This is a genomic window from Bradyrhizobium sp. HKCCYLRH2047 (genome assembly GCF_051168175.1).
GTDB lineage: Bacteria > Pseudomonadota > Alphaproteobacteria > Rhizobiales > Xanthobacteraceae > Bradyrhizobium.
This window is the reverse complement of sequence record NZ_JBNPUM010000006.1, coordinates 209,063-230,467: the sequence shown is the minus strand read 5'-3', so window position 1 is coordinate 230,467 and position 21,405 is coordinate 209,063. Positions and strand designations below refer to the sequence as shown.

Genomic DNA, 21,405 nt, shown 5'->3' with positions numbered 1-21,405 from the left:
CGTTACTCAACCGTCAAGTCCGGCGCAGCCATGGCGCCGGGCTGGATCGGTGGACGCTTACGAAAATACAGCGGCGCGAACGCCTGCTTCTGGTTCAGCTCGAGCTTGCCTTCGCGGACCAGTTCGAGGACGGCCGCAAAGCTCGATGCGAAGACGGTGGCCTTCTGTGCAGGCTCGACGACGTAGTCCAGCAGGTAGTCGTCGAGACATCCCCAGTCGTCCGACACCTCCGTCATGCCGACGAGCCGTTCGAGCGACGCGCGCGCCTCGGCGAGCGACCAGACGGTGCGCTTGGCCATATGAACGGACGTGACGACGCGCGACTGCCGCTGGATGGCATAGGCCGAAAGCAGGTCGAACAGGGTCGCGGTGAACTTGGGACGACGGACCTCCGCGATGGCCTCAGGGTTGCCGCGCGGGAACACGTCACGCTGGAACTGCGGCCGGTTCATCAGGCGATTGGCGGCCTCGCGGATCGCCTCCAGCCGGCGCAGCCGGTTGGCAAGTGCCGTGGCCATCTCCTCGGCGCTCGGACCTTCCTGCGCCGGCGGCTCGGGCAGCAGCAGGCGCGACTTCAGAAAGGCGAGCCAGGCCGCCATCACGAGATAGTCGGCGGCGAGCTCCAGCCGGATCTTGCGGGCGGCCTCGATGAACTGAAGATATTGGTCGGCGAGCGCCAGGATCGAGATCTTGGCGAGGTCGACCTTCTGCTGCCGCGCCAGCGCGAGCAGCAGGTCGAGCGGGCCCTCGTAGCCCTCGACGTCGACGACCAACGCCGGCTCGGCCTCGGCCAGCTCCGTCGTGGGACGGCCGGTTTCAAACGACAGAATTTCAGCGGTCATGCGCTCGCGGGTCCCAGCCGGTTGATCAGGGCGTCGAGCTCGCCGCGCGCGGCGTCACGATCGAAGCCTGTGGGTGCCTTGCGCGCCGCAAGTGCACGATCGGCGCGGATCAGGGCTTGGCCGGCCAGCTCCGGCGTCTCGGCGGCCACGGCCTGCATCTCGTCGAGCTTGCCGTTGCAATGCAGAACCATGTCGCAGCCGGCCGCCACGATCGCACGCGTGCGCTCGGCGATCGATCCGGCCAATGCGTTCATGGAAACGTCATCACTCATCAACAAACCCTGGAACCCGATCCGTTTGCGAATCACCCGTTCGATCATTGTCGCAGAAGTCGTGGCCGGATGGGCGGCGTCGATCGCGCTAAACACAACATGTGCAGTCATCGCCATCGGGAGGTCGGCCAGCAGCCCGAAGGCGGCGAAATCGGTGGCGTCGAGTTCCGCTTCTGGCGCGTCCACGGTCGGCAGGCGGAAATGGGTGTCGGCGGTGGCCCGGCCATGCCCGGGAATATGCTTCAGGACCGGCAGCACGCCGCCCTGCTCCAGCCCCTCCGTCACCGCCCGGGCAATTGCAGCGACCTTCGCCGGCGTCGTGCCATAAGCCCGATCCCCGATCACGGCATCGGCACCGGCGACGGGGACGTCGGCGAGCGGCAGGCAATCCACGGTGATGCCGAGCGCGATCAGGTCATCGGCGATCAGGCGGGCGCTGAGCCAGGCGGCACGGAGGCCTGCGGCCGAATCAAGGTCGTAGAGACGGTCGAACACCACGCCGGCGGGATAGGCCGGCCAATGCGGCGGCCCCAGGCGCTGCACCCGGCCACCCTCTTGGTCGATCAGGACGGGAGCGTCGGCGCGGCCGACGCAGGCCCTTAATTCCTCAACCAGTTCAGTCACTTGGGCGGGTGACTGGACGTTGCGCTTGAACAGGATGAAGCCCCAGGGCCTGAACTCGCGGATGAACGCGCGCTCGGCGTCGCTGAGATCAGGTCCGGAGATGCCGGTAATGAAAGCCCGCATGGTCATGCGGGCCGCATAGACCCCGCCTCGGAGGCGGTCAAGCGAGCCTTAATTGTTGCTAAACGGGAAACACTGTCCGCCGGCAGTTTTCAACGATCCGCACATCTTGTTGGCCTCTTCCTTCGTCGCGAAGGGCCCGACGGCCGCTCGGTACCTGACGCCACCCTTCTCACCCAGATCCATCCGCTTGATGATCGGCTCGTATTTGCCCAGCACGGCGCCGTACTTGTCCTGCACCGCCTTGTACGATGTCATCGCCTCGGCCTCGCTGGCCTGCGACGAGATCGAGACCAGATAACCGCCGGTCCGATCGTTCTGGGTCTGCTCGGTGACCGGCACGGCGGCGGCGATCCGGGCCGGCGCGCTCGCCGGCGCGGCCGGCTGCGGTGTCAGCGGCATCGGGCTGTCGTTGGCGGCCGACGCGTTGGCGTTGGCCGGCGATTTACGGCCCTTCGGCGTCGCCGCCGGTTTGGTTGCAGGCGTCGCAGGCATCGGCGGATCGACCGCGGCGGCCTGATTGCCTCCCGTCACGGACAGCGTCTTGATCGGACGCGGATCACTGTTGGGCAAAATGCCATTGGCATTGGCCATCTGCGACATCGGGGCCGCCCCGGCGCTGACCGGCGGCGGAGCCGCATTCTGGTTCATCTGCGGGAACACCACGCGCGGATTGCCGCCGCGGGTGTTCAGATCCATCGGCGTCTCCTCGCGGGACACCAGCTTCTCGCCGCCGTCATTGCCGAGCAGCCGATCCGGCACCTTCGGCGTCGGATCCTGCTGGGCCATGATCTTGGTCGGACTGTTGTCAGCGCGGATGATCGGCGGCTCGCCGGTCCGGCCGGACGAGATGTAGGTCTTGTAGCCGTAGGCGCCGCCGGTGCCGACCACCGCAAGGGTCAGCACCGCGAGCACGGTGCTCATGCCGCTGCGCCGCCGCGGCCGCTCCTCTTCCTCGCCTTCGTCGTAACCGTCCTGATAGCCGTATTGGCTGTCCTGGAAATCGTTGTCGCCCTGAAACCCCTGCTGTCCCGAGCCCATCTGCCCGAACAGCGCATCGTCATAGCGCGAGGAGTCCGGCTCGTTGTCATCGAAGCCATTGTCGCGGTTGTAGTCGCGATCATTCTCGGCGAACCCGTGGCGCGACTCGCCGACGCTGTAGTCGAGCTTGGACAACTGATCGGCGAACTCCGCGTTCGGATAACCCTGCTGCTGCCGGGGAGCGGGCGCGGGCGCGAAATCCTGATCAGGAAAGCCTGGCTGGCCGCGCGGATCCTGATAGCCCGCCGGAAAGGCCGGCGGTGCGGGCGCCGGCTGCGGCGGCTCGCGGCCCATGTCGGCGAAGGGGTTGGCGGCGGCAGGCTGGGCTCGCTGCATCCAGGCCGGAGCCCCGGCCGAAGGCATGCCGGGGACCGGCTGTTCCGGCGCGGGCGCCGCGGGGCGCGCCATCGGGCGCGGCTGAGACTGCGGGGTGGCCCGGCCCGAGGCGGCAAAAGGATCGTTCTGCCCGATCAGGCGAGCGAGTTCGGCGAGCGGATCGGCATCGGCCTGCTGGTTTCCACCACGGCCAAAACCATCAGCGGGAAAGGGTCTGTCCTGGTAACGATCAGCCATCGTGATGAAGCGTCCCTGCGGATGAGCCGCATATGCGTCCTAAGGCGGACCCTGCCAGATTGAGGCCCCCAACTGAAGTCGTGTGTTTCCCCCAATCAGCGCATTGCATCAGGAGCATTAACGCCCAAGATCGCAAGTCCCGACGCCAGAACCGAGACGACGCCCTGAACCATGGCCAAACGTGCCTTGGTCAATTCTGCATCATCATCGATAATGAAGCGTAAATAGGGCAAATCCCGCCCCCGCGTCCAGAGGGCGTGAAATTCGCTTGCAAGTTCATACAGGTAGAAGGCGATCCGGTGCGGCTCATGCGCCAGGGCCGCGCTCTCCACCGTACGTGGGTACAGTGCCAGGCGTTTCAAGAGGTCGTGTTCGGCCGAGTCGGAGAGTTTTTCGAGGTTGGCCTCGCGGAGGAACGCCAGCCGTGCCCCCTCCTCCTCCGGCAGCTCGGGCACGCTCTCCCGCGCATTGCGGAAGATCGAATGCCCCCGCGCGTGACCGTACTGGACGTAGAACACCGGATTGTCGCGCGACTGCTCGATCACCTTGGCCAGGTCGAAATCGAGCACGGCGTCGTTCTTGCGATAGAGCATCATGAAACGGACCGCATCGCGCCCCACTTCATCAACAACTTCGCGCAAGGTGACGAAGTCGCCGGAGCGCTTCGACATCTTCACCGGCTCGCCATTGCGCAACAGCTTGACGAGCTGCACGACCTTGACGTCGAGCACCGCCTGTCCGGCGGTCACCGCTTTCACCGCGGCCTGCATGCGCTTGATGTAGCCGCCGTGATCGGCGCCGAACACGTCGATCAGGTCGGCGAATCCGCGCTCGAACTTGTGCCGGTGATTGGCGATGTCGGAGGCGAAATAGGTGTAGCTGCCGTCCGACTTGATCAGGGGACGATCGACGTCATCGCCATAGGCGGTAGCGCGGAACAGCAGTTGCTCGCGATCCTCCCAGTCCTCGGGCGGCGCGCCCTTCGGCGGCGGCAGACGGCCTTCATACACGTCGCCCCGCTCGCGCAGGAACTCGATCGTGTCGGCAACCTTGTTGGTGCTACCTGCGATCAGCGAACGCTCCGAGAAGAACACGTCATGACGGATGTTGAGCGCGGCGAGATCGTCCTTGATCTCGGCCATCATCATCGTGATCGCCTTGTCGCGTACGATCGGCAGCCACTCGGTCTCAGGCATGGCCTTGAGCTTGTCGCCGTGCTCGGTCGCCAGCGCCTGCCCGACCGGCTTGAGATAGTCGCCGGGATAGAGCCCATCCGGAATCGCGCCGATGTCCTCGCCGAGCGCCTCGCGATAGCGGAGGAAGGCGGAGCGCGCGAGCACGTCGACCTGGGCGCCGGCGTCGTTGATGTAGTACTCGCGCGTGACGTCGCGCCCGGCGAACTGCAGCAGGCTGCATAGCGCATCGCCGAACACGGCGCCGCGGCAGTGCCCGACATGCATCGGCCCGGTCGGATTGGCCGACACGTATTCGACATTGACTTTCGGCGCGCCCGGCACCGGCGCGACGCGGCCGTAGGCAGCGCCTTCGCGCAGGATCGTGCCGAGCGCTTGCGCCCAGACGGTCGGCTGCAGGGTCAGGTTGATGAAGCCGGGTCCGGCGACGTCGACCTTGGCGACCAGCTCATCGGCGCGCAGGCGCTCGGCAATCTGTTCGGCGAGATCGCGCGGCTTGGCCTTCGCCTCCTTGGCGAGCACCATCGCGGCATTGGTGGCCATGTCGCCATGGCTCGGATCGCGCGGCGGCTCGACCACCACGCGCGAGAAATCGATGCCCTCGGGCCAGCCGCCCTGCTTGGCGATGATGGCGCAGATGGCGTGGACACGCGCGAGCATGTCGGCAAAAAGGTAAGGGGTGGAAGCTTGTTCGACCATGCCGCCGCCTAACGCAAATCCGGAGTCGAGTCAAAAAGCCGGTGGTGCTCGGTTAAGGCGAAACGGTCCGTCATTCCGGCGATAAAATGGCCGATGCGGCGAGCCCGATCGCCCTCGCCGTCGCAACCGTCCAGCCAGCCTGCGGGCAGTGTCGAACCGTCCTCATGGTAGCGGCCATAGAGGTCGGCGACGATGCGCTCGGCGTCGCGCATCACCCGCATCACCCGCTCATGGCGGTACATCCGCTGCCAGAGAAACCCCTTGATCGTCGCCTCGTGCTCGGCGACATCGGCCGGAAATGCCACCAGCGGCCCGCTGTGCCGCCTGATGTCGTGCGGCGACATCGGCTGCGCCCGCGTGATCCGGCGCTCGGCTTCGGCCGCTACAGCGGCGATCAGGTAGGAGATCAGCTCGCGCACCAGCTCGGCGCCGCGCCGGATCGGATCGAGCGCCGGATATTGCCGGTCGATCTCGGCGATCATCGCCGCGAGCAGCGGAATCTCCTGGAGGTCATCGACCGTGAACAGGCCGGCCCGCAGCCCGTCGTCGATGTCGTGGGCGTCATAGGCGATGTCGTCCGCGAGCGCGGCGACCTGGGCCTCGAGCGAGGCGTAGCTCCACAGCTCCAGGTCAAACCGGGCATTGAACTCGGCGATTCCCGGCGGGATCGGCGCCTGCAACGGCCCGTTGTGCTTGACGATGCCTTCGAGCGATTCCCAGGTCAGGTTGAGGCCATCGAAATCGGGGTAGCGCTGCTCGAACGAGGTGACGATGCGCAATGTCTGGGCATTGTGGTCGAAGCCGCCATGGTCCGCCATGCAGCGGTTCAGCGCGCGCTCGCCGGCATGGCCGAACGGCGGATGGCCGAGATCATGCGCCAATGCCAGGGTCTCCGTCAGGTCCTCGTCGAGGCCGAACTGGCGGGCCAGGGCGCGGGCGATCTGGGCGACTTCCAAAGAATGGGTCAGACGGGTGCGGTAATGGTCGCCTTCGTGGAAGACGAACACCTGGGTCTTGTGCTTGAGCCTTCGGAAGGCGGTCGAATGGATCACCCGGTCGCAATCCCTGCGGAACGGGCTGCGGGTTCGGGACGGCGGCTCGGCGAACAGGCGGCCCCGGCTGCGATCGGGATCGCAGGAATAGGGAGCGCGGGGGGCAGCCATTCCGACCGACACGGGCAATTGTTCCTTTTGCGATTTGATTCCTCGGCGGAGCCCACATAACTATGGGGAGTGCCCGGGACCAAATGAATAGGGCATGACGCACGACCCTCGGAGACCTCCTGCCATGACCGATGCCTCGACCGGCCCCGTCACCATCAGCGAACGCGCCGCCCGCCGCATCGGAGAGATCCTCGGCAAGGAGAGCGCCGGCGCGATGTTGCGCATCTCGGTCGAAGGCGGCGGCTGCTCCGGCTTCCAGTACAAGTTCGACATCGACCGCGCCAAGGCCGACGACGACCTCGTGATCGAGCGCGATCACGCCGTGGTGCTGGTCGATCCGGCCTCCGTGCCGTTCCTCGCCGGCTCGGAGGTCGATTTCGTCGACGACCTGATGGGCGCCTCGTTCCGGGTCAATAATCCCAACGCCACCGCCTCCTGCGGCTGCGGCACCAGTTTCTCGGTCTAGCGCCCCCTCATTATCAGCTCAGGCCTCCGCCGTCGCGGCCGGGACATCGGACGGCGCAAGCGCCGGCGCCTCGACGTTCGGCGCGGGCGTTCCGATCGCCTTCAGCATCGCCGCCACCATCGCCGGCTTGCGCAACGGCTTGGCCAGAAAGTCGGTCATGCCGGCCTCGCGGCACTGCTTGATATCGTCGGGGAAGGCATTCGCGGTCAGCGCGATGATCGGCAGCGCGACAAGCCGTCCGCCCTTCGCCCGGATGGCCCGGGTCGCGGTGATGCCGTCCATCTCCGGCATGCGGACATCCATCAGCACCAGGTCGAACTCCCGTTCGTCGGCCGCCTTCACTGCCTGCAAGCCATCCGGAACGATGCATTTGTCGACCGGGAACTCCTGCAGCATCTTCGACACCACCATGCGGTTGGTGGCGTCGTCCTCGGCGATCAGCACGCGCAAGGGACGACCGAGCGCCTCGATCCGCGCCTTGAGGTCGCCGGCGCCGACGCGGTCGCCGCGCTGATCGGACACCTGCTTGTCGCTCCACGGCAAGGTCAGGCTGAAGCGGAAGGTCGAGCCTTCGCCCTGCACCGACGACACCGCGATGACCCCGCCCATCTGCTCGATGATCCGCCGGGAGATCGCGAGCCCGAGCCCGGTGCCGCCGAAGCGGCGGTTGATCGAGGCATCGGCCTGGGCGAAATCCGTGAACAGCTTGCCGACCCGATCGGCGGGAATGCCGATGCCGGTGTCGGAGACGCGCCACTCGATGGTCGCCTTCTGATCGTCGCGCGCGCGGCAGGCCACGGCGATGGTGATGCCTCCCTGCTCGGTAAACTTCACCGCATTGGAGGCGAGATTGATCAGCACCTGACGAATGCGCGCCACGTCGCCCTTGAGCGCCGGCGGCAGCTTCGGATCGATATCAGCGTTGACCAGCAGGCTCTTCGATTTCGCGTTGACGCCCATGATGGCAGTAACCGCCTCGACCAGCGCCGCCGGCGAAAACTCCACCGTCTCGAATTCGAGCTTGCCGGCGTTGAGCTTGGACAGATCGAGGATGTCGTTGAGGATGCGCTGCAGGTTGTCGCCGGACTCGCGGATCGTCATGACCGCATGACGCTGCTCGTCGTCGAGCTTGGTCTCCAGCAAGGTCGAAGCGAGCCCGAGCACGCCGTTCATCGGCGTGCGGATCTCGTGGCTCATCATCGCCAGGAAGTCGGACTTGGCGCGGCTTTCAGCTTCCGCCTGCTCGGCGCGCCAGCGCTCGGTGACGTCGCGGCCGAAGCCGCGATAGCCTGCGAACTTGCCCTCGTGATCCCGCGCCGGCCGCGCCGTCAGCGCCCAACGGCGGCGCTCGCCGCCGGCGACCACGACGTGGATCAGGATCTCCGGGATCGACAGCCGCTGCGCCATCCGATCGGCGAACGTCTTGAGCGTCGCCGTATCCGTCGGGCAGAGATATTTCAGCGTATCGATCAGCCGCTCGCCCTTGAGCTGATCGAGCGGAAGCTGGGCCACGTCGGCGAAGCGCTGCGGCGCGTCGATCAGACGGCCCTCGGCATCGGTCTGCCACAGCCAGCTCGCGGCGTTCTCCTGGAATTCCTTCAGAAGCAGCGAGATCGTCTCGTTCTGGCGCTCGTGCCGGATCTGCGCCTTCAGGTTTTCCAGGAACACGTTGCCGTGCGACACCAGGTGCCGCACCATGAACGAGGTGTAGAGCAGCAGGAACACGACGAGCACGAGATAGGTCGCGCCGCCGCAAAGAAAAAGCGAGCCGACCGAGGCGAGCATCAGGGTCCAGGTGTAGGCGAGACCAGCCCGCGGCACGCTCGACATCGCGAACGCGCCACCGGAGATCATCCCGGTCATCAGCGAGCCCACGATGATCTGCAGATGCGGATCGACCTGCGGCATCACGATCAGCGGCAGCGATCCCCAGATGGTCGCCAAGAAAAACGCCTGCAGCGTCATCCGGGAGGTGGCGCGTTCGGACGCCTCCTGCGGCCGCGACTTGCGCGCGCGCCACCAGCCGCGCAGCGCCATGCCGCCGGCCACGGCGATCGCGGCGCCCCACGCGAAGAGAAAGAGATTGGAGACGGTGTTCCAGAACACGCCGAGGATGATGGCGGCGTTGGCGAAGTTGATGCCGATGGTCACGGGGACGAGGCGCGCGACGGCATCGACCTGCCGCGCGCGGATGCGCCGGCGATCGCGCTCGGTCAGCGCTTCGTCGTCGAGACCTTCGATGGCCCCGAAGCCGCCGATCCAAAGGAAGAAGGCCCCCAGCGGGCTGCCGCCGGCCGTTCGCTTCGAGCGCGTGGGATCCCCAGGCCAATTCATGAGCGCGCAGAACCTTCCTTGTGATCCCTTGCCATGCCTGATCGGCTGCTTCAGCCGCGTTAATTGTTCCGCCCGTAGAATTACGGCACCCCCGAATGCGCGCGCTGACAGGGCTGGATGCAAGTCGTCGTTCCCGCGGCACGATGTGCCCGAGTCATGATCGTCCATGTCGCCCTCGTTCAGGTCGAGGGCGCAGGGAATGCCGGGTGCTGGCCGCAACCCATGGCCCGCCTGCAGAAAAAAAGCAGGCGGCAGTCACCACAGGTCCAGCCGGTCAACCGGCATTCCCTGCACGACGGCTCTACGCCTTATACGCACTCTCCCCGGGGACCGGCTGTCTTGCCCCCGTGACCGGCGGATCATCGTCCCACCGGCGTGGCCTCAGCGTCGGGAGGCCAGGACCATGCGATTTCGGCGTGCGCCAAGGCTGTTCGTCCGCACGGCATCCGCCATGCTGCAGCCCCAAGCGCCCATCGCATCCCACCCCGCGTGTCGTGACGATCGCGATACGCCCCTCGTGCCGGGGCGGGACGGCGGGATGAAAGCACGACTTCTGACAAAGCGAAACAAGAGAATTTTTCCCGGCAGGACTGGACAGGGCAAATCAGCTTGAAGGCGTTGGAGAAATGAATTTCTGCGCGCAGGCAGATTTAAAGCCGGTGTCGCCCGTTGCATCGCGCACAACAGCGATGAACCGGCCTTGATTTGCCCGACGGGCATGGCCGATCGCATAGCGCCTCGCCAAGTACCTTGCCAAGCACCGCGTCGTCGTGACCTGTCAGATAACCGCGCCCGAGGCGTAGGCGCCGGCCCAATGCGGAAAGCCGTTTTCGGCGGCGCGCGCCGCCGCGCGATCCCAGTCATAGGTCAGCGCCAGCAGCTCGGCCTGCCAATGCCCGCGGCGCTCCGTCAGCACGGCGTAGCGGGCGTGCGGCGAGCGATATTCGAGCTGGGCTGCGATCGGGATGTCGCCGAACACGGGACAGCCGACGCTGCCGGGATTGACCACCAGGGGTCCGCGCGGCACCTGCACCATCGCCTGACGATGACTGTGGCCGCACAGCACGAGCGTGGCACCGCCGAGATTGACGAGGCGCGAGGCCAGCACGTCGCGGCGCGCCGGGACGTAGCGGCCGTCATCGAGCATCTCCTCGAGCAGAAGGGCGCAGTCGTCGTCGGGCGTGCCATGGACGGCGAGGATGCCCTGCTCCAGGGCGAGCCGTGGCGGAAGCGCGTGCAACACCCGGCGCTGCTCGGCGGTCAGCGCCGCGCGAGCGAAGCGACCGGCGGGAGAGAGCTTCTCTTCCGGAAACTCCTCGATCCAGCGGTCATGATTGCCACGCACGGTCGGCAACTCCAGCGACCGCAGCAGGTCGAATGTCTCGCGCGGCCACAACGGGCTGGTCACGCAGTCGCCGAGATTGACGGTGGCATCGACCTCGCGTGTCTCGATGTCCGCGAGCACCGCCTCCAGCGCCGGCAGATTGCCATGCACATCGGAAATCACTGCCAGCCGCATCGTCGTCTCCTTCGTCACGCGGTTCGATCGGTCCGTTCAAGGCAAAGCCTTAGCATCTTCGTCATTGCGAGCGAAGCGAAGCAATCCAGGCCGCGCGTGGGACTCTGGATTGCTTCGCTTCGCTCGCAATGACGGCGGAGAGGCCGGTGTCCGAAGCGACGCCAGCGGGCGGCGCGTGCCGACGATCCTCAAAGAGACGCGCGGATCACAACCTTGCAGGAACAACCGTCAACACCGGCGCGCGGCCTGCATAGCGCAGCAACAGTCGGTGGGTCGGATAGAAGATCACGAGCGGCAGGCCGATCAGCAGCATCGCGAACCATGCCGGCCCCGGCATGAAGCTCTGCGCCAGGGCATCGCTGAGGCCGAACACGTAGTTGATGTTGACCGGCAGGTCGCTGGTCGCGGGTGGCGGCGGCATCAGGAAGTAGCACACCGACAGCAGCGCCCAGGCGGCGACGGTCCAGACCGCGAAGGCGCGGCGATCATAGCCGAGCCGCCAGACCAGCCAGGCCAGCACGAACGGGAGCCAGAAATGGAAGAACGACAGGCTGCGGGTGAACAGCGGCAGCTTGGCGTCGAACATATAGGCCGTCATGCCCGTCAATGGCACGCCGGCAGCGGTGCCGAGGAAGTCGACGACCCACAACGCCTGCGGCAGGAGGATGCCGACCGCCGGCGCCGAGGCGAGCAGCGGACTCTCCAGCCAGACCGCGGCCAGCGTGGTCAACAGCGCGACGTCGCAGAAATACAGGAAGTTGGTCGGGCCGTAGGCCATCAGATAGGTCGGCACCAGCACCGCGCAGAACGCGCTGTAGGCAAGCTTGAACCACAGCGGAATGCCCGGCTTCGCGGCCTCGTTCATCGATCCCCTGCCCCTGCAATATGACTGCTTGCGAAATCGCGCGGAGATTGCGGGGAGATGAGACGGTGCGTCAATCAGAGCGCCGGTGATGTTCATACTCAGCGTTAACAAGCGTTTGCGCTGACCGGATCTGCAGAGGAAATCGATGGCGCAGCAGCGTGCGCTGCCTGATACAGCGCCCTCTCCCCTTGCGGGAGAGGGCTGCACCGGCTTCTCGACGCACTCATTCGGGTGAGGGGTATCTCTCCGCGATCGCGGCTTGTGGAGACATCCCCTCACCCAACCGAGCTTGCCGCGCTGTCCTACAAGCCCTCTCCCGCAAGGGGAGAGGGCGCATTCACGGGCACCGCGCTCATTCTGACCTCACCTACAATGAGTTCTAACATCGCTATACTTTTGTGGCCATTGCCGCACCAATCGCGAACACGTCCGCGCGCTCGATGATCAGGTCGCGGAACAGGCGGGCGCGGTGCGACATCCATTGCGGGTCGGGATAGACAACGTGGAGCGGCAGCGACGGCACATCGTAGTCCGGCAGCAGGTGGACGAGCTTGCCGGAGGCGATGTGGCACACCGCGCACCAGTCCGGCAGGACGGCGGCGCCGAGGCCTTCCAGCGCTGCTAGGGCCATGATGTCGGCATCGTCGCAGGTCAGCGACGGCGTGATGCCGACGACGTGGCGCCCGGTCTCGGACTCGAAGCTCCATTCGTTCTTCGGCGACAGCCGCGAATAGGTCACGCAGGGCAGCTGGCGCAGATCGTTCGGCAGCCGCGGTGGGCGATGCCGCGCGAGCAGCGATGGCGCCGCGACCAGCAGCCGCTTGACCGTGCCGACGCGGCGCGCGACCAGCGAGCTCGAGCTGAGCACGCCGATGCGGATGGCGAGCTCCGTGCCAGTCTCCACGAGGTCGACGAACTGCTCGGTGAAGCGGATATCGAGCCGCACCTCTGGATAGCGACGGCCATATTCGGCGAAAATGTCGCGGAAGAAAGTGCGGCCGAACGAGGTCGGCACCGTCATCCGCAAGGTGCCCGAGGGCGCGCCGACGCGCTTCGGCGATGGAATGCCCGCGCTCTCGAACAAGGTGACGATGTCCTTGGCGAGCTTGAGCACGCGGTCGGCCTCGGCGGTCGGCCGCAGCTTGCGCGTGGTGCGTACGAATAGCCGACAGCCGAACTGTTCCTCCAAGAGCGCGATGCGCTTGGTGATCGCCGGCTGTCCCAGGCCGAGATCAGCCGCAGCCTGGGTGAAACTGCCGGCCTCCATGACCCGGATGAAGGTCTGCAGCGCGTCGATCCGGTCCATCCATTCCTCCCCGGAATGAGTTTTATTCTGGCTATTCCGTATACGTCAGGAGGCGGCGTAGTCTAGCCTCTCAAAAAAGATCACAGGGAGGGGAAACCCATGGAGAAGTCGATTGGCATCGTCGGCGCCGGCATCGGCGGGCTGCATCTGGCGCTCTATCTGCAGCAGCACGGGATCCAGGCGACCGTCCTGACGGATCGCGCGCCCGAGCAGTATGCTGCAACGCGGCTGATGAACACGGTGGCGCATCACGGCATCACGGTGGCGCGCGAGAACGAGCTCGGCGTGAACCACTGGGACGATCCCGATGTCGTCTATCACCACCATGATCACTTCTTCAATTTTCCGGGCAGCCCCCTGCTCTTCCGCGGCGCCTTCAAGCAGCCGAGCCGCGCGGTCGACTACCGGATCTACCTGCCGGCGCTGATGAAGGATTTCGAAGATCGCGGCGGCACGATCGAATACGCCAGCATCCAGGACGACGACATTCCGGCGCTGGTGGCGCGCTTCGACCTGCTGGTGGTGTCGACCGGCAAGGGCGCGCTCGGGCGGATGTTCAGCCATCGGCCGGAGCTGTCGCCCTACAACCAGCCGCAGCGCCTGCTCTGCGTCGGCCTCTATGACGGCGTCGATCACGGCAGCCCCGAGGGTGACGATCCGCGCGGCGTCACGCTGTCGGTGTCGCCGGGCCATGGCGAGATGATCGTGATCCCGACGCTGACCTTCGGCGGCATGAAGACGGCGCTGCTGATGGAGAACATTCCCGGCGGCGACATGGCCGAGCTGGTGTCGCTCAACTACGACGCCGATCCCTCGGCCTTTCGGCAGACGCTGCTCGACAAGCTCGAAAAGCACCATCCGCACACCTACAACCGGATCGACACGCACCGCTTCGATCTGCAGCCGCTGGACCTCTTGCAGGGCGCCGTGGTGCCGACCGTACGGCGCTCCTCGGTGAGCTTCGACGACGGCAAGATCGCGATCGCGCTCGGCGACGTGCACTCCGTGGTCGATCCGATGATGGGCCAGGGCGCCAACATGGCTTCCTACGCCGCGTTCGAGCTCGGCAAGGCGATCACCGAGGCCGTGGCGTTCGACGACCGCTTCGTCGAGACGGTCGATCGCGCGCGCGAGAACCGCGTGCTCGCCGCGGCGCGCTGGACCAATCTGATGCTGCAGCCGCCGTCGGAGGCGATGGGCCGGCTGATCTTCACCATGGCGCAGGATCGCGCGCTCTGTGACGAGTTCACCGACAATTTCAACTATCCGGAGCGGCAGTGGGACCGGCTGGCGAGCGACCGGCGTATTCATGCCTGGATCGATGACCGGGCAAGGCTCGCAGCGTGATGGCGGAGAGAAGCCGATGAGCCATCATCCGGACCCGGCCAGCTTTCGCGCTGCCGCCTCGCGGTTCTCGACAGGCGTGACCGTCGTGACGAGCCGCGATGCCCAGGGCGCACCGGTCGGGATGACCGCGAACAGCTTCACCACGGTCTCGATGCAGCCGCCCACGGTGCTGGTCTCGCTGAAGCGCGGCCGCACCTGGCAGGCGGTGAGTACCTCCGGCCGCTATGCGGTCAACGTGCTCGCGGCGGATGACGTCGCGATCGGCCGGCATTTCGCCGGCGCACCGCTGCCGCAGGGCGCACCAAGCTTCGACGAACGCGATGGCTTCTTCCTGCTGCCGCAGGCGATCGCGCAGTTCGGCTGCGAGGTCGTCAACGCGATCGAGATCGCAGACCACACGCTGTTCATCGGCGAAGTGCGCTGGTGCCGGCACCAGGACGGCCTGCCGCTGGCGTTCTATGCCAGCCGATTTTGCAACGGGCTGGGCGCTGAGATCAAGCCGGCGGAGGCGCTGGCGTATCCGGCAGAGGGATGGAGCATTTGATCGCACAGCCGGCGAGCCGAATACGCCACCATCGTTCGCCGTAAGCAGCTTCGCATGATCAAGGTGCAGCGCCGCTCTCGGAGCGGCCCCTCAAGGTGAGGAGGCGCGGAGCGCCGTCTCGAACCATGAGGCCACAGTGTGGGCCTCGCCCTTCGAGACGCCCGCCTGCGGCGGGCTCCTCAGGGTGAGGAGCAAGAGTTTCGCTCTTCCACACAAATCGGATGCGGTTCGCCGGGACGACTTAGTGAGCCAAACATCGTCACATTGAAGACTGCGGGTCCGGCACAGTCGTGAGGCTCAACCGCCGATCGGTCCGGGGTCGATGCCCCCCGTTGTGGCGGCTCCAGAATGACCGGAGCGCGGCCACGTGACGATCGAAGCGTGATTTTAGTGCCGGCCGGGGGACGTCGTCAAATGCATCGGCGCCGCAGGCACGAGGCCTGCGGCCGATGGTCCACAGCAGTTTCGCTCGTCGGCTAGCGCCGCTCGTTCAGCATCGGGAAGCCGCGCTGATGCCAGACCGGATAGGCCGCGGGAATGTCGCTGGCGGCATCGAGCGTGGCCACGTGCTCCGCCGTCAGGCTCCAGCCGAGCGCGCCGATGTTCTCCATGAGCTGGCTCTCGTTGCGGGCGCCGACGATGATGGTCGACACGGTCGGGCGCTGCAGCAGCCAGTTCAGCGCCACCTGCGGAATCGTCTTGCCGGTCTCCTTGGCGACGCCGTCGAGCGCATCGACGACGCGATACAGCCGCTCCTCCTCGTAATGCGGTCCCGTGCCGGCGATGTCGTGGGCGCGGGTGCCGGGCTTGGCCGGCTGTCCGCGGCGGATCTTGCCGGTCAACTTGCCCCATCCGAGCGGGCTCCAGATCACGGCGCCGACGCCCTGGTCGACGCCGAGCGGCATCAGCTCCCACTCATAGTCGCGGTTGAGCAGCGAGTAGTAGGCCTGATGCGCGACATAGCGCGGATAGCCGTAGCGGTCGGAGGCGGCCAGCGACTTCATCAGGTGCCAGCCGGAGAAGTTGGAGCAGCCGATGTAGCGGATCTTGCCGGCGCGCACGAGCTGGTCGAGCGTGGACAGCGTCTCCTCCACCGGCGTGTTGTAGTCCTGGCCGTGCAGCTGGAACAGGTCGATGTGGTCGACGCCGAGCCGCGCGAGCGAGCCGTCGATCGCCTCGATCAGATGCTGGCGCGAGGAGCCATAGTCGTTCGGGCCACTGCCTTTCGGGAACGTCGCCTTGGTCGAGATCAGCAGGCGGTTGCGCTTGCCTTTGATGGCCTGGCCGAGAATGCTCTCGGCCAGGCCGTCCGAATAGACGTCGGCGCTGTCGAACATCGAGAGGCCATGATCGAGGCAGACGTCGATCAGCCGGGAGGCGCCGTCAGCGTCGGTCCCGCCCCAGGCCTTGAAGAAGTCGTTGCTGCCGCCAAAGGTCGCGGTGCCGAAGCTGAGCGCGGGCACGCGGAGGCCGGAATGGCCGAGACGTCGATGGTCCATCATGATCTCCCTGGGTGTTGGCCGCATGAATACGCGCAGCGCGCGCCCCCGACCATGCCGCACCGTGCATGGCATTGTTGCACCGCCTGTGATTCCGACGCCATTCGCCTTGACCGGAGTGGTCGCGGCTTGATCTAACCGGGGCCGTTTCTCTTTCCCCCCGGGAACCTCAGGCCATGCGTATCGCCACTTGGAACGTCAATTCGGTCCGGCAGCGGATCGATCACCTTCTGACCTGGCTCAAGGAATGCTCCCCGGACATCGTCTGCCTGCAGGAGATCAAGTGCACGGACGACGCATTCCCGCGGCTGGAGATCGAGGCGCTCGGCTACAACGTCGTGACCCACGGTCAGAAGACATTCAACGGCGTCGCGCTGTTGTCTAAGCTGCCGTTCGACGAAACGAAGTCCGGGCTCGATGGCGATGCCGAGGACGTGCATGCGCGCTTCCTGGAGGGCGTGGTCAGCCTCAAGAGCGGGGTGGTGCGCATCGCCTGCCTCTATCTGCCCAACGGCAACCCGCCGAACACGGAAAAATATCCCTACAAGCTCAAATGGATGTCGCGGCTTCGTGACTATGCGCGTGAACGGCTGAAGACCGAGGAGCCGCTGATCCTCGCAGGTGACTTCAACGTGATCCCCGCCGCCGACGACGTCTCCAACCCCGAGGCCTGGGTCGAGGACGCGCTATTCCGTCCCGAGACGCGGGAGAGCTTCCAGTCGCTGCTCGGCCTCGGGCTCACCGACGCGCTGCGCGCCGTCACCGACGCGCCGGGGCAGTACACGTTCTGGGACTATCAGGCCGGCGCCTGGCAGAAGAACATGGGGATCCGGATCGATCACCTGCTGCTGTCGCCGCAGGCCAGCGACCGGCTGGTCGAGGTCGGCGTCGACAGCTATGTCAGGGCCTGGGAGAAGCCGTCGGATCACGTGCCGGTGTGGGCCGATTTCGATCTCGAGACGGCGTAACTCGAGGACAGTCGATGACGATCTACACACGGCGGCAATTGTTTCCGCTCGCACTCGTGCCGCTGCTGGTGGCGAAGCCGGCGCTCGCCGCCGACCTGCAGGCGACAATCGCCGGCATCGAAGCCGACAGCGGCGGGCGGCTCGGCGTGGCCCTGCTGGACACCGCGAGCGGCGCCCTCGGCGGCCATCGGCTCGACGAGCGGTTCCCGATGTGCAGCACCTTCAAGGCGCTGCTGGCGGGCGCGATCCTCACCAAGGTCGATTCCGGCACCGAGCAGCTGGCACGCCGCATTCCGATCGCGCAAGAAGACATCCTGTCCTATGCGCCGGTCACCAAGGCCTATGTGGGGACGTCGGGCCTGTCGGTCGGCGAATTGTGCGAGGCGACCGTGACGCTCAGCGACAACACCGCGGCGAATCTGCTGCTGGCGACGCTCGGCGGCCCCGCCGGCTTGACCCGCGCCATCCGCGGCTTCGGCGACGCCATCACCCGGCTCGACCGCATCGAGCCCGCGCTCAATGAAAGCGTGCCCGGCGATCCGAGGGACACCACCACGCCCGCGGCGATGGCCCAGACCTTGGCGAAGCTGACCACCGGCACTGCGCTGTCGGCGGCGTCGCGCGATGTCCTGAATGGCTGGCTGATCGCCTGCAAGACCGGTGGCGCCAAGCTGCGCGCCGGCCTGCCCGGCGAATGGCGCATCGGCGACAAGACCGGCGCGGGCGACAACGGGAGCAGCAACGATGTCGCCGTGATCTGGCCGACAGGGCGCGCGCCGGTCCTCGTGAGCAGCTATCTCACCGAGACCAAGGCCAGCGACGACAAGCGCAACGCGGTTCACGCAGCGGTCGGCCGCGCCGTCGCCGCCGCGCTCGGGGCCTGAGCCGCCGCCTCGCGATAGATCGCGGCGATCGCGTCGACTCCGGTGCGCAGGTGGCGCATCTGGCGGCCCCCGAGGCGCACGCCGAGACCGGCGCGCTCCGGCAGCAGGCTTGCCGCGGCGTAGAGGCCGTCGATGCAGGACAGCGCATCGGCGAGACGCTGGCGGAGCGCGGCGAGATCGTTCGTCGGCGGCAGCATCAGAACGGCCGAGCCGAACGCGCGATGACCGTTGAAGACCGCTACATCAGGATCGCGCAGATGCATGCGGTCGATGAGGAGCGGCTCCTCGCCCGTCCGGCGCACGACGAGCGCGGAGTCGAGCTCGCGGAACAAGCGTCCCTGCCCGTCCGGGTCATGCATCGTGAAGGCGTCGGTCACCAGCGCCGATGCATCGGCGGCGCAGTTCAGGTCGAGCACCTGGCACAGGGCCGCCCCGGGAAAGAGGATGCGCGGCTCCGGCCGATAGTCGAGCCTGGCGCCGGTCGCGACCCGGAGCAGAACCTGCTCCTTGGCACGTGCGCCCGGCTCGGCGCGATGTACTGAGGTGGCGCCCTGCGTGGCCACGCAAACGGCTGTACCCGCAGATAGCGTGAAGCGCTGCGTCAACCGGTCCTCGCCGTGCACGGCGCCACTGCCGGTCTGCAGGATCACGCTGAGGCAATCCGGCCGCGCGGCATCGGTGTGGAAGCTGCGCGTCAGCACGAACGGCCAGGCAAACAGCCGGCGATCGATCACGGTGCGGCCGCCGCGGCGGGCGAAGGAGAGATCGAGCCGCGGCGGCTCTGGGGCTAAAGCGCTCACGTGCGGAACAGCACCTCGCGCTCGAGCAGGTCGACGATCGCTTCAACGCCCTCACCGCGCCGGCAGTTGGTCAAGAGCACCGGCCGGCCGTCGCGCACAGCGGCGGCCTCGCGCTGCATGCGTGCGAGATCGACGCCGACATGAGGGGCGAGATCGACCTTGTTGATCACCAGGAGATCGGCGCGGATCACGCCGGGGCCGCGCTTGCGCGGGATGTCGTCGCCGCCGGCGACGTCGATCACGAACATCCAGAAATCGGTGAGGTCGCGCGAGAAGGTCGAGGCGAGATTGTCGCCGCCGCTCTCCAGCAGGATCAGCTCGACGCCGGGAAAGCGCCGCTCCAGTTCGTCGGCGGCCTCGATGTTGAGCGTCGGATCCTCGCGGATCACCGTGTGCGGACAGGCGCCGGCCTCCACCGCCGAGACCCGCTCGGGGTCGATCAGGCCGGAGCGCCGCACGCGCTCGGCATCTTCGGCGGTGACGAGATCGTTGGTGATGACGGCGATGTCGATGCCGCGCGCCTGCAGCGCCGGGATCAGCTGCTCGACCAACGCGGTCTTGCCGGAGCCGACGGGGCCGCCGATGCCAACGCGCGCGGCCGTCATCGGCGCATCGGCGCGGGTGAGAGCGAGACGGCTCATCGCAGCATGAACCTCCTCGCGAGCGGCACGGTTGTCGCGGGCGGGCACATCAAGAGCTTGCCGTCGGCGCGGACCTCGAAGGTCTGCGGATCGACCTCGACATGCGGCATCGCCGCGTTGCGGACCATGTCGGTCTTGCGCAGGCGGCGCACGTTCTTGATCTGCACCGTCTCGCGGCCGAGCCCGAGCCTGCCGCGGATGCCGGCGTCGACCGCGAGCTTCGACATGAAGTTGACGCCGAGCCGCTGTGGCGCCGCGCCGAGCGCGCCCCACATCCGCTTCTGGATCATCGGCTCCGACAGCCCGAGGCTGCCATTGCCGTCGCCCATCGCGGCCCAGACCGGAAAGCCGTTCTTGATCACCATGTAGGGCTTCAGCCCGAACGAGGCGCGCGGCCACAGCACGAGATCGGCCATCTTGCCGACCTCGATGGAGCCGACGACATGATCAATGCCGACGGCAATAGCCGGATTGATCGTGAGCTTGGCGACGTAGCGCTTGATGCGCTCATTGTCGGCCCGAACAGTTGTCTCCTCCGGCAGCCGGCCGATGCGGTCCTTCATCACGCTCGCAAGCTGCCAGCATTTGGCGACGTTCTCGGCGAGCCGGCCCATGCCCTGCGTATCCGTGCCGAAGATCGAGATCGCGCCCATGTCGTGCAGGAAATCCTCCGCCGCCATCGACTGCGCGCGCACCCGCGCCTCGCCGAACATGACGTCCTCGGGCGAATTGTAGTTGAGCTGATGACAGATCATCGTCATCGGCACGCCCTCCTCCATGCCATACGACGTGTAGGGATTGGTCGGATTGGTGGAGGACGGGATCACGTTGGGCCAGGACACGACCTTGAGCAGGTCGGGCGCATGGCCGCCGCCGGCGCCCTCGACGTGGTACATGTGGATGGTGCGGCCATCGACCGCGGACATCGTATCCTCGCAGAAGCCGTACTCGTTGATTGAATCCGTGTGCAGGTGCACGGCGAAATCGTTGCGGTCAGCCGCGATCAGGCTCTTGTCGATGACGTCGGGCGCCGCGCCAAAGTCCTCGTGGATCTTGACCGACATGCCGCCGGCCGCGACCGCCTCCTCGACCGCTGCGGGATTGGAGCCGCCGCGGCCGAACAGCGCGTAGTTCAGCGGCGAGAACTCGATCGACTTGAGGAAATGGCCGAAGTTCGGGCCCGAGCCTGAGCCGACGTCGAACACCGGCCCCGAGCCGTTGCCGACCATCGTGGTGGTGCCGCCGGCCAGCGCGTGATCCGACTGCTCCGGCGAGATCAGATGCGCGTGGCTCTCGATCGCGCCCGCGGTGACGATGAACGGGCCGCCGGCGATCGGCGCGGTGGTGTGACCGACCACCATGTCCGGATGCACGTCCGGCATGATGTCGGGATTGCCGGCCTTGCCGATGCCGACGATGCGGCCGTCGCGGATGCCGATGTCGGCCTTCACGATGCCGATCACGGCGTCGACGATGGTCGCGTTCTTGACGACGACGTCGAGGGCCTTGTGAGTGGACGTCCGGTGCGCCGCGACGGCCTCGCCGTCGCGAATGTTCTTGCCGGCGCCGACCAGCAGCTCATGGCCGTAGGTCGTGTAGTCGTGCTCGATCTCGGCGAGCAGGCTGGTGTCGGCGAGCCGGACGAGATCGCCTTTCGTGGGACCGTAAAGCTCGGCATAGGCTTGCCGTGTCAGTGTTGCCATGA

At 66.6% G+C, this 21,405-nt stretch carries 18 protein-coding genes; 5 read left to right on the top strand and 13 right to left on the bottom strand.

What is annotated here, in order from left to right:
- Nucleotides 1-2 precede the first annotated feature (2 nt).
- The 5 genes from ACQR1D_RS16760 to ACQR1D_RS16740 all read right to left on the bottom strand — a co-directional run bounded on the left by ACQR1D_RS16760 (nucleotide 3) and on the right by ACQR1D_RS16740 (nucleotide 6,539).
- Nucleotides 3-842 carry a segregation and condensation protein A gene (locus ACQR1D_RS16760; RefSeq protein ID WP_315751001.1) on the bottom strand — a complete coding sequence of 280 codons (840 nt, stop codon included), beginning with the start codon at nucleotides 840-842 and terminating at the stop codon, nucleotides 3-5.
- Nucleotides 839-1,867, bottom strand: coding sequence for a beta-N-acetylhexosaminidase (nagZ, locus tag ACQR1D_RS16755; RefSeq protein WP_434839840.1), 1,029 nt, complete (start codon nucleotides 1,865-1,867; stop codon nucleotides 839-841). The genes ACQR1D_RS16760 and nagZ overlap by 4 nt, the downstream gene beginning before the upstream one ends.
- 42 nt (nucleotides 1,868-1,909) lie before the next feature.
- On the bottom strand, nucleotides 1,910-3,472 hold the full coding sequence (locus ACQR1D_RS16750; RefSeq protein WP_315799816.1) for an SPOR domain-containing protein: 1,563 nt from the start codon (nucleotides 3,470-3,472) through the stop codon (nucleotides 1,910-1,912).
- A 95-nt stretch (nucleotides 3,473-3,567) separates the two neighbouring features.
- Nucleotides 3,568-5,364, bottom strand: a complete 1,797-nt coding sequence (argS, locus tag ACQR1D_RS16745; RefSeq protein ID WP_434839839.1) for an arginine--tRNA ligase — start codon at nucleotides 5,362-5,364, stop codon at nucleotides 3,568-3,570.
- An 8-nt stretch (nucleotides 5,365-5,372) separates the two neighbouring features.
- Nucleotides 5,373-6,539 carry a deoxyguanosinetriphosphate triphosphohydrolase gene (locus tag ACQR1D_RS16740; RefSeq protein WP_434839838.1) on the bottom strand — a complete coding sequence of 389 codons (1,167 nt, stop codon included), beginning with the start codon at nucleotides 6,537-6,539 and terminating at the stop codon, nucleotides 5,373-5,375.
- A gap of 112 nt (nucleotides 6,540-6,651) precedes the next feature.
- Between ACQR1D_RS16740 and erpA the strand changes: the two genes are divergently transcribed.
- Nucleotides 6,652-6,993, top strand: a complete 342-nt coding sequence (gene erpA / locus ACQR1D_RS16735; RefSeq protein ID WP_315799813.1) for an iron-sulfur cluster insertion protein ErpA — start codon at nucleotides 6,652-6,654, stop codon at nucleotides 6,991-6,993.
- Nucleotides 6,994-7,011: 18 nt separating this feature from the next.
- Here erpA and ACQR1D_RS16730 read toward each other — a convergent pair whose 3' ends face one another.
- The 4 genes from ACQR1D_RS16730 to ACQR1D_RS16715 form a co-directional block, all read right to left on the bottom strand.
- Entirely contained in the window at nucleotides 7,012-9,327 is a 2,316-nt protein-coding gene (locus ACQR1D_RS16730) for an ATP-binding protein (protein ID WP_434839837.1), read from the bottom strand.
- Between the two features lie 778 nt (nucleotides 9,328-10,105).
- Nucleotides 10,106-10,846 (bottom strand): metallophosphoesterase family protein, encoded by a 741-nt coding sequence (locus tag ACQR1D_RS16725; protein ID WP_315799811.1) that lies wholly within the window; start codon nucleotides 10,844-10,846, stop codon nucleotides 10,106-10,108.
- A gap of 205 nt (nucleotides 10,847-11,051) precedes the next feature.
- A complete protein-coding gene (locus ACQR1D_RS16720; RefSeq protein WP_315799810.1) occupies nucleotides 11,052-11,711 on the bottom strand; it encodes a hypothetical protein in 660 nt (219 codons plus the stop codon).
- Nucleotides 11,712-12,099: 388 nt separating this feature from the next.
- Nucleotides 12,100-13,017 (bottom strand): LysR family transcriptional regulator, encoded by a 918-nt coding sequence (locus tag ACQR1D_RS16715; protein ID WP_434839835.1) that lies wholly within the window; start codon nucleotides 13,015-13,017, stop codon nucleotides 12,100-12,102.
- A gap of 99 nt (nucleotides 13,018-13,116) precedes the next feature.
- Between ACQR1D_RS16715 and styA the strand changes: the two genes are divergently transcribed.
- Nucleotides 13,117-14,364, top strand: coding sequence for a styrene monooxygenase subunit StyA (gene styA, locus ACQR1D_RS16710; protein WP_434839834.1), 1,248 nt, complete (start codon nucleotides 13,117-13,119; stop codon nucleotides 14,362-14,364).
- A 16-nt stretch (nucleotides 14,365-14,380) separates the two neighbouring features.
- Entirely contained in the window at nucleotides 14,381-14,908 is a 528-nt protein-coding gene (locus ACQR1D_RS16705; RefSeq protein ID WP_316178541.1) for a flavin reductase family protein, read from the top strand.
- Between the two features lie 476 nt (nucleotides 14,909-15,384).
- Here ACQR1D_RS16705 and ACQR1D_RS16700 read toward each other — a convergent pair whose 3' ends face one another.
- Nucleotides 15,385-16,407 carry an aldo/keto reductase gene (locus ACQR1D_RS16700; protein ID WP_316178539.1) on the bottom strand — a complete coding sequence of 341 codons (1,023 nt, stop codon included), beginning with the start codon at nucleotides 16,405-16,407 and terminating at the stop codon, nucleotides 15,385-15,387.
- Nucleotides 16,408-16,583: 176 nt separating this feature from the next.
- Between ACQR1D_RS16700 and xth the strand changes: the two genes are divergently transcribed.
- Nucleotides 16,584-17,375 (top strand): exodeoxyribonuclease III, encoded by a 792-nt coding sequence (gene xth, locus ACQR1D_RS16695; protein ID WP_434839832.1) that lies wholly within the window; start codon nucleotides 16,584-16,586, stop codon nucleotides 17,373-17,375.
- A 14-nt stretch (nucleotides 17,376-17,389) separates the two neighbouring features.
- Complete coding sequence (bla, locus tag ACQR1D_RS16690; protein WP_434839831.1) at nucleotides 17,390-18,259, top strand: class A beta-lactamase; 870 nt, start codon at nucleotides 17,390-17,392, stop codon at nucleotides 18,257-18,259.
- Here the strand turns inward: bla and ACQR1D_RS16685 are convergent.
- Genes ACQR1D_RS16685 through ureC form a run of 3 tightly spaced genes read right to left on the bottom strand, consistent with a single transcriptional unit; the run spans nucleotide 18,214 to nucleotide 21,403 of the window.
- Entirely contained in the window at nucleotides 18,214-19,059 is an 846-nt protein-coding gene (locus ACQR1D_RS16685) for an urease accessory protein UreD (RefSeq protein WP_434839830.1), read from the bottom strand. The two genes, bla and ACQR1D_RS16685, sit on opposite strands and share 46 nt — an antisense overlap.
- Nucleotides 19,056-19,700, bottom strand: coding sequence for an urease accessory protein UreG (gene ureG / locus ACQR1D_RS16680; RefSeq protein WP_316178531.1), 645 nt, complete (start codon nucleotides 19,698-19,700; stop codon nucleotides 19,056-19,058). The genes ACQR1D_RS16685 and ureG overlap by 4 nt, the downstream gene beginning before the upstream one ends.
- Nucleotides 19,697-21,403, bottom strand: coding sequence for an urease subunit alpha (ureC, locus tag ACQR1D_RS16675; protein ID WP_434839829.1), 1,707 nt, complete (start codon nucleotides 21,401-21,403; stop codon nucleotides 19,697-19,699). The genes ureG and ureC overlap by 4 nt, the downstream gene beginning before the upstream one ends.
- Between the last annotated feature and the right edge of the window lie 2 nt (nucleotides 21,404-21,405).

What these genes read in the sequence shown, in the direction of transcription:
- ACQR1D_RS16760 (WP_315751001.1), bottom strand. Translation starts at nt 842, where the DNA reads ATGACCGCTGAAATTCTGTCGTTTGAAACCGGCCGTCCCACGACGGAG.
- nagZ (WP_434839840.1), bottom strand. Translation starts at nt 1,867, where the DNA reads ATGACCATGCGGGCTTTCATTACCGGCATCTCCGGACCTGATCTCAGC.
- ACQR1D_RS16750 (WP_315799816.1), bottom strand. Translation starts at nt 3,472, where the DNA reads ATGGCTGATCGTTACCAGGACAGACCCTTTCCCGCTGATGGTTTTGGC.
- argS (WP_434839839.1), bottom strand. Translation starts at nt 5,364, where the DNA reads ATGGTCGAACAAGCTTCCACCCCTTACCTTTTTGCCGACATGCTCGCG.
- erpA (WP_315799813.1), top strand. Translation starts at nt 6,652, where the DNA reads ATGACCGATGCCTCGACCGGCCCCGTCACCATCAGCGAACGCGCCGCC.
- ACQR1D_RS16730 (WP_434839837.1), bottom strand. Translation starts at nt 9,327, where the DNA reads ATGAATTGGCCTGGGGATCCCACGCGCTCGAAGCGAACGGCCGGCGGC.
- ACQR1D_RS16725 (WP_315799811.1), bottom strand. Translation starts at nt 10,846, where the DNA reads ATGCGGCTGGCAGTGATTTCCGATGTGCATGGCAATCTGCCGGCGCTG.
- ACQR1D_RS16720 (WP_315799810.1), bottom strand. Translation starts at nt 11,711, where the DNA reads ATGAACGAGGCCGCGAAGCCGGGCATTCCGCTGTGGTTCAAGCTTGCC.
- ACQR1D_RS16715 (WP_434839835.1), bottom strand. Translation starts at nt 13,017, where the DNA reads ATGGACCGGATCGACGCGCTGCAGACCTTCATCCGGGTCATGGAGGCC.
- styA (WP_434839834.1), top strand. Translation starts at nt 13,117, where the DNA reads ATGGAGAAGTCGATTGGCATCGTCGGCGCCGGCATCGGCGGGCTGCAT.
- ACQR1D_RS16705 (WP_316178541.1), top strand. Translation starts at nt 14,381, where the DNA reads ATGAGCCATCATCCGGACCCGGCCAGCTTTCGCGCTGCCGCCTCGCGG.
- ACQR1D_RS16700 (WP_316178539.1), bottom strand. Translation starts at nt 16,407, where the DNA reads ATGGACCATCGACGTCTCGGCCATTCCGGCCTCCGCGTGCCCGCGCTC.
- xth (WP_434839832.1), top strand. Translation starts at nt 16,584, where the DNA reads ATGCGTATCGCCACTTGGAACGTCAATTCGGTCCGGCAGCGGATCGAT.
- bla (WP_434839831.1), top strand. Translation starts at nt 17,390, where the DNA reads ATGACGATCTACACACGGCGGCAATTGTTTCCGCTCGCACTCGTGCCG.
- ureG (WP_316178531.1), bottom strand. Translation starts at nt 19,700, where the DNA reads ATGAGCCGTCTCGCTCTCACCCGCGCCGATGCGCCGATGACGGCCGCG.
- ureC (WP_434839829.1), bottom strand. Translation starts at nt 21,403, where the DNA reads ATGGCAACACTGACACGGCAAGCCTATGCCGAGCTTTACGGTCCCACG.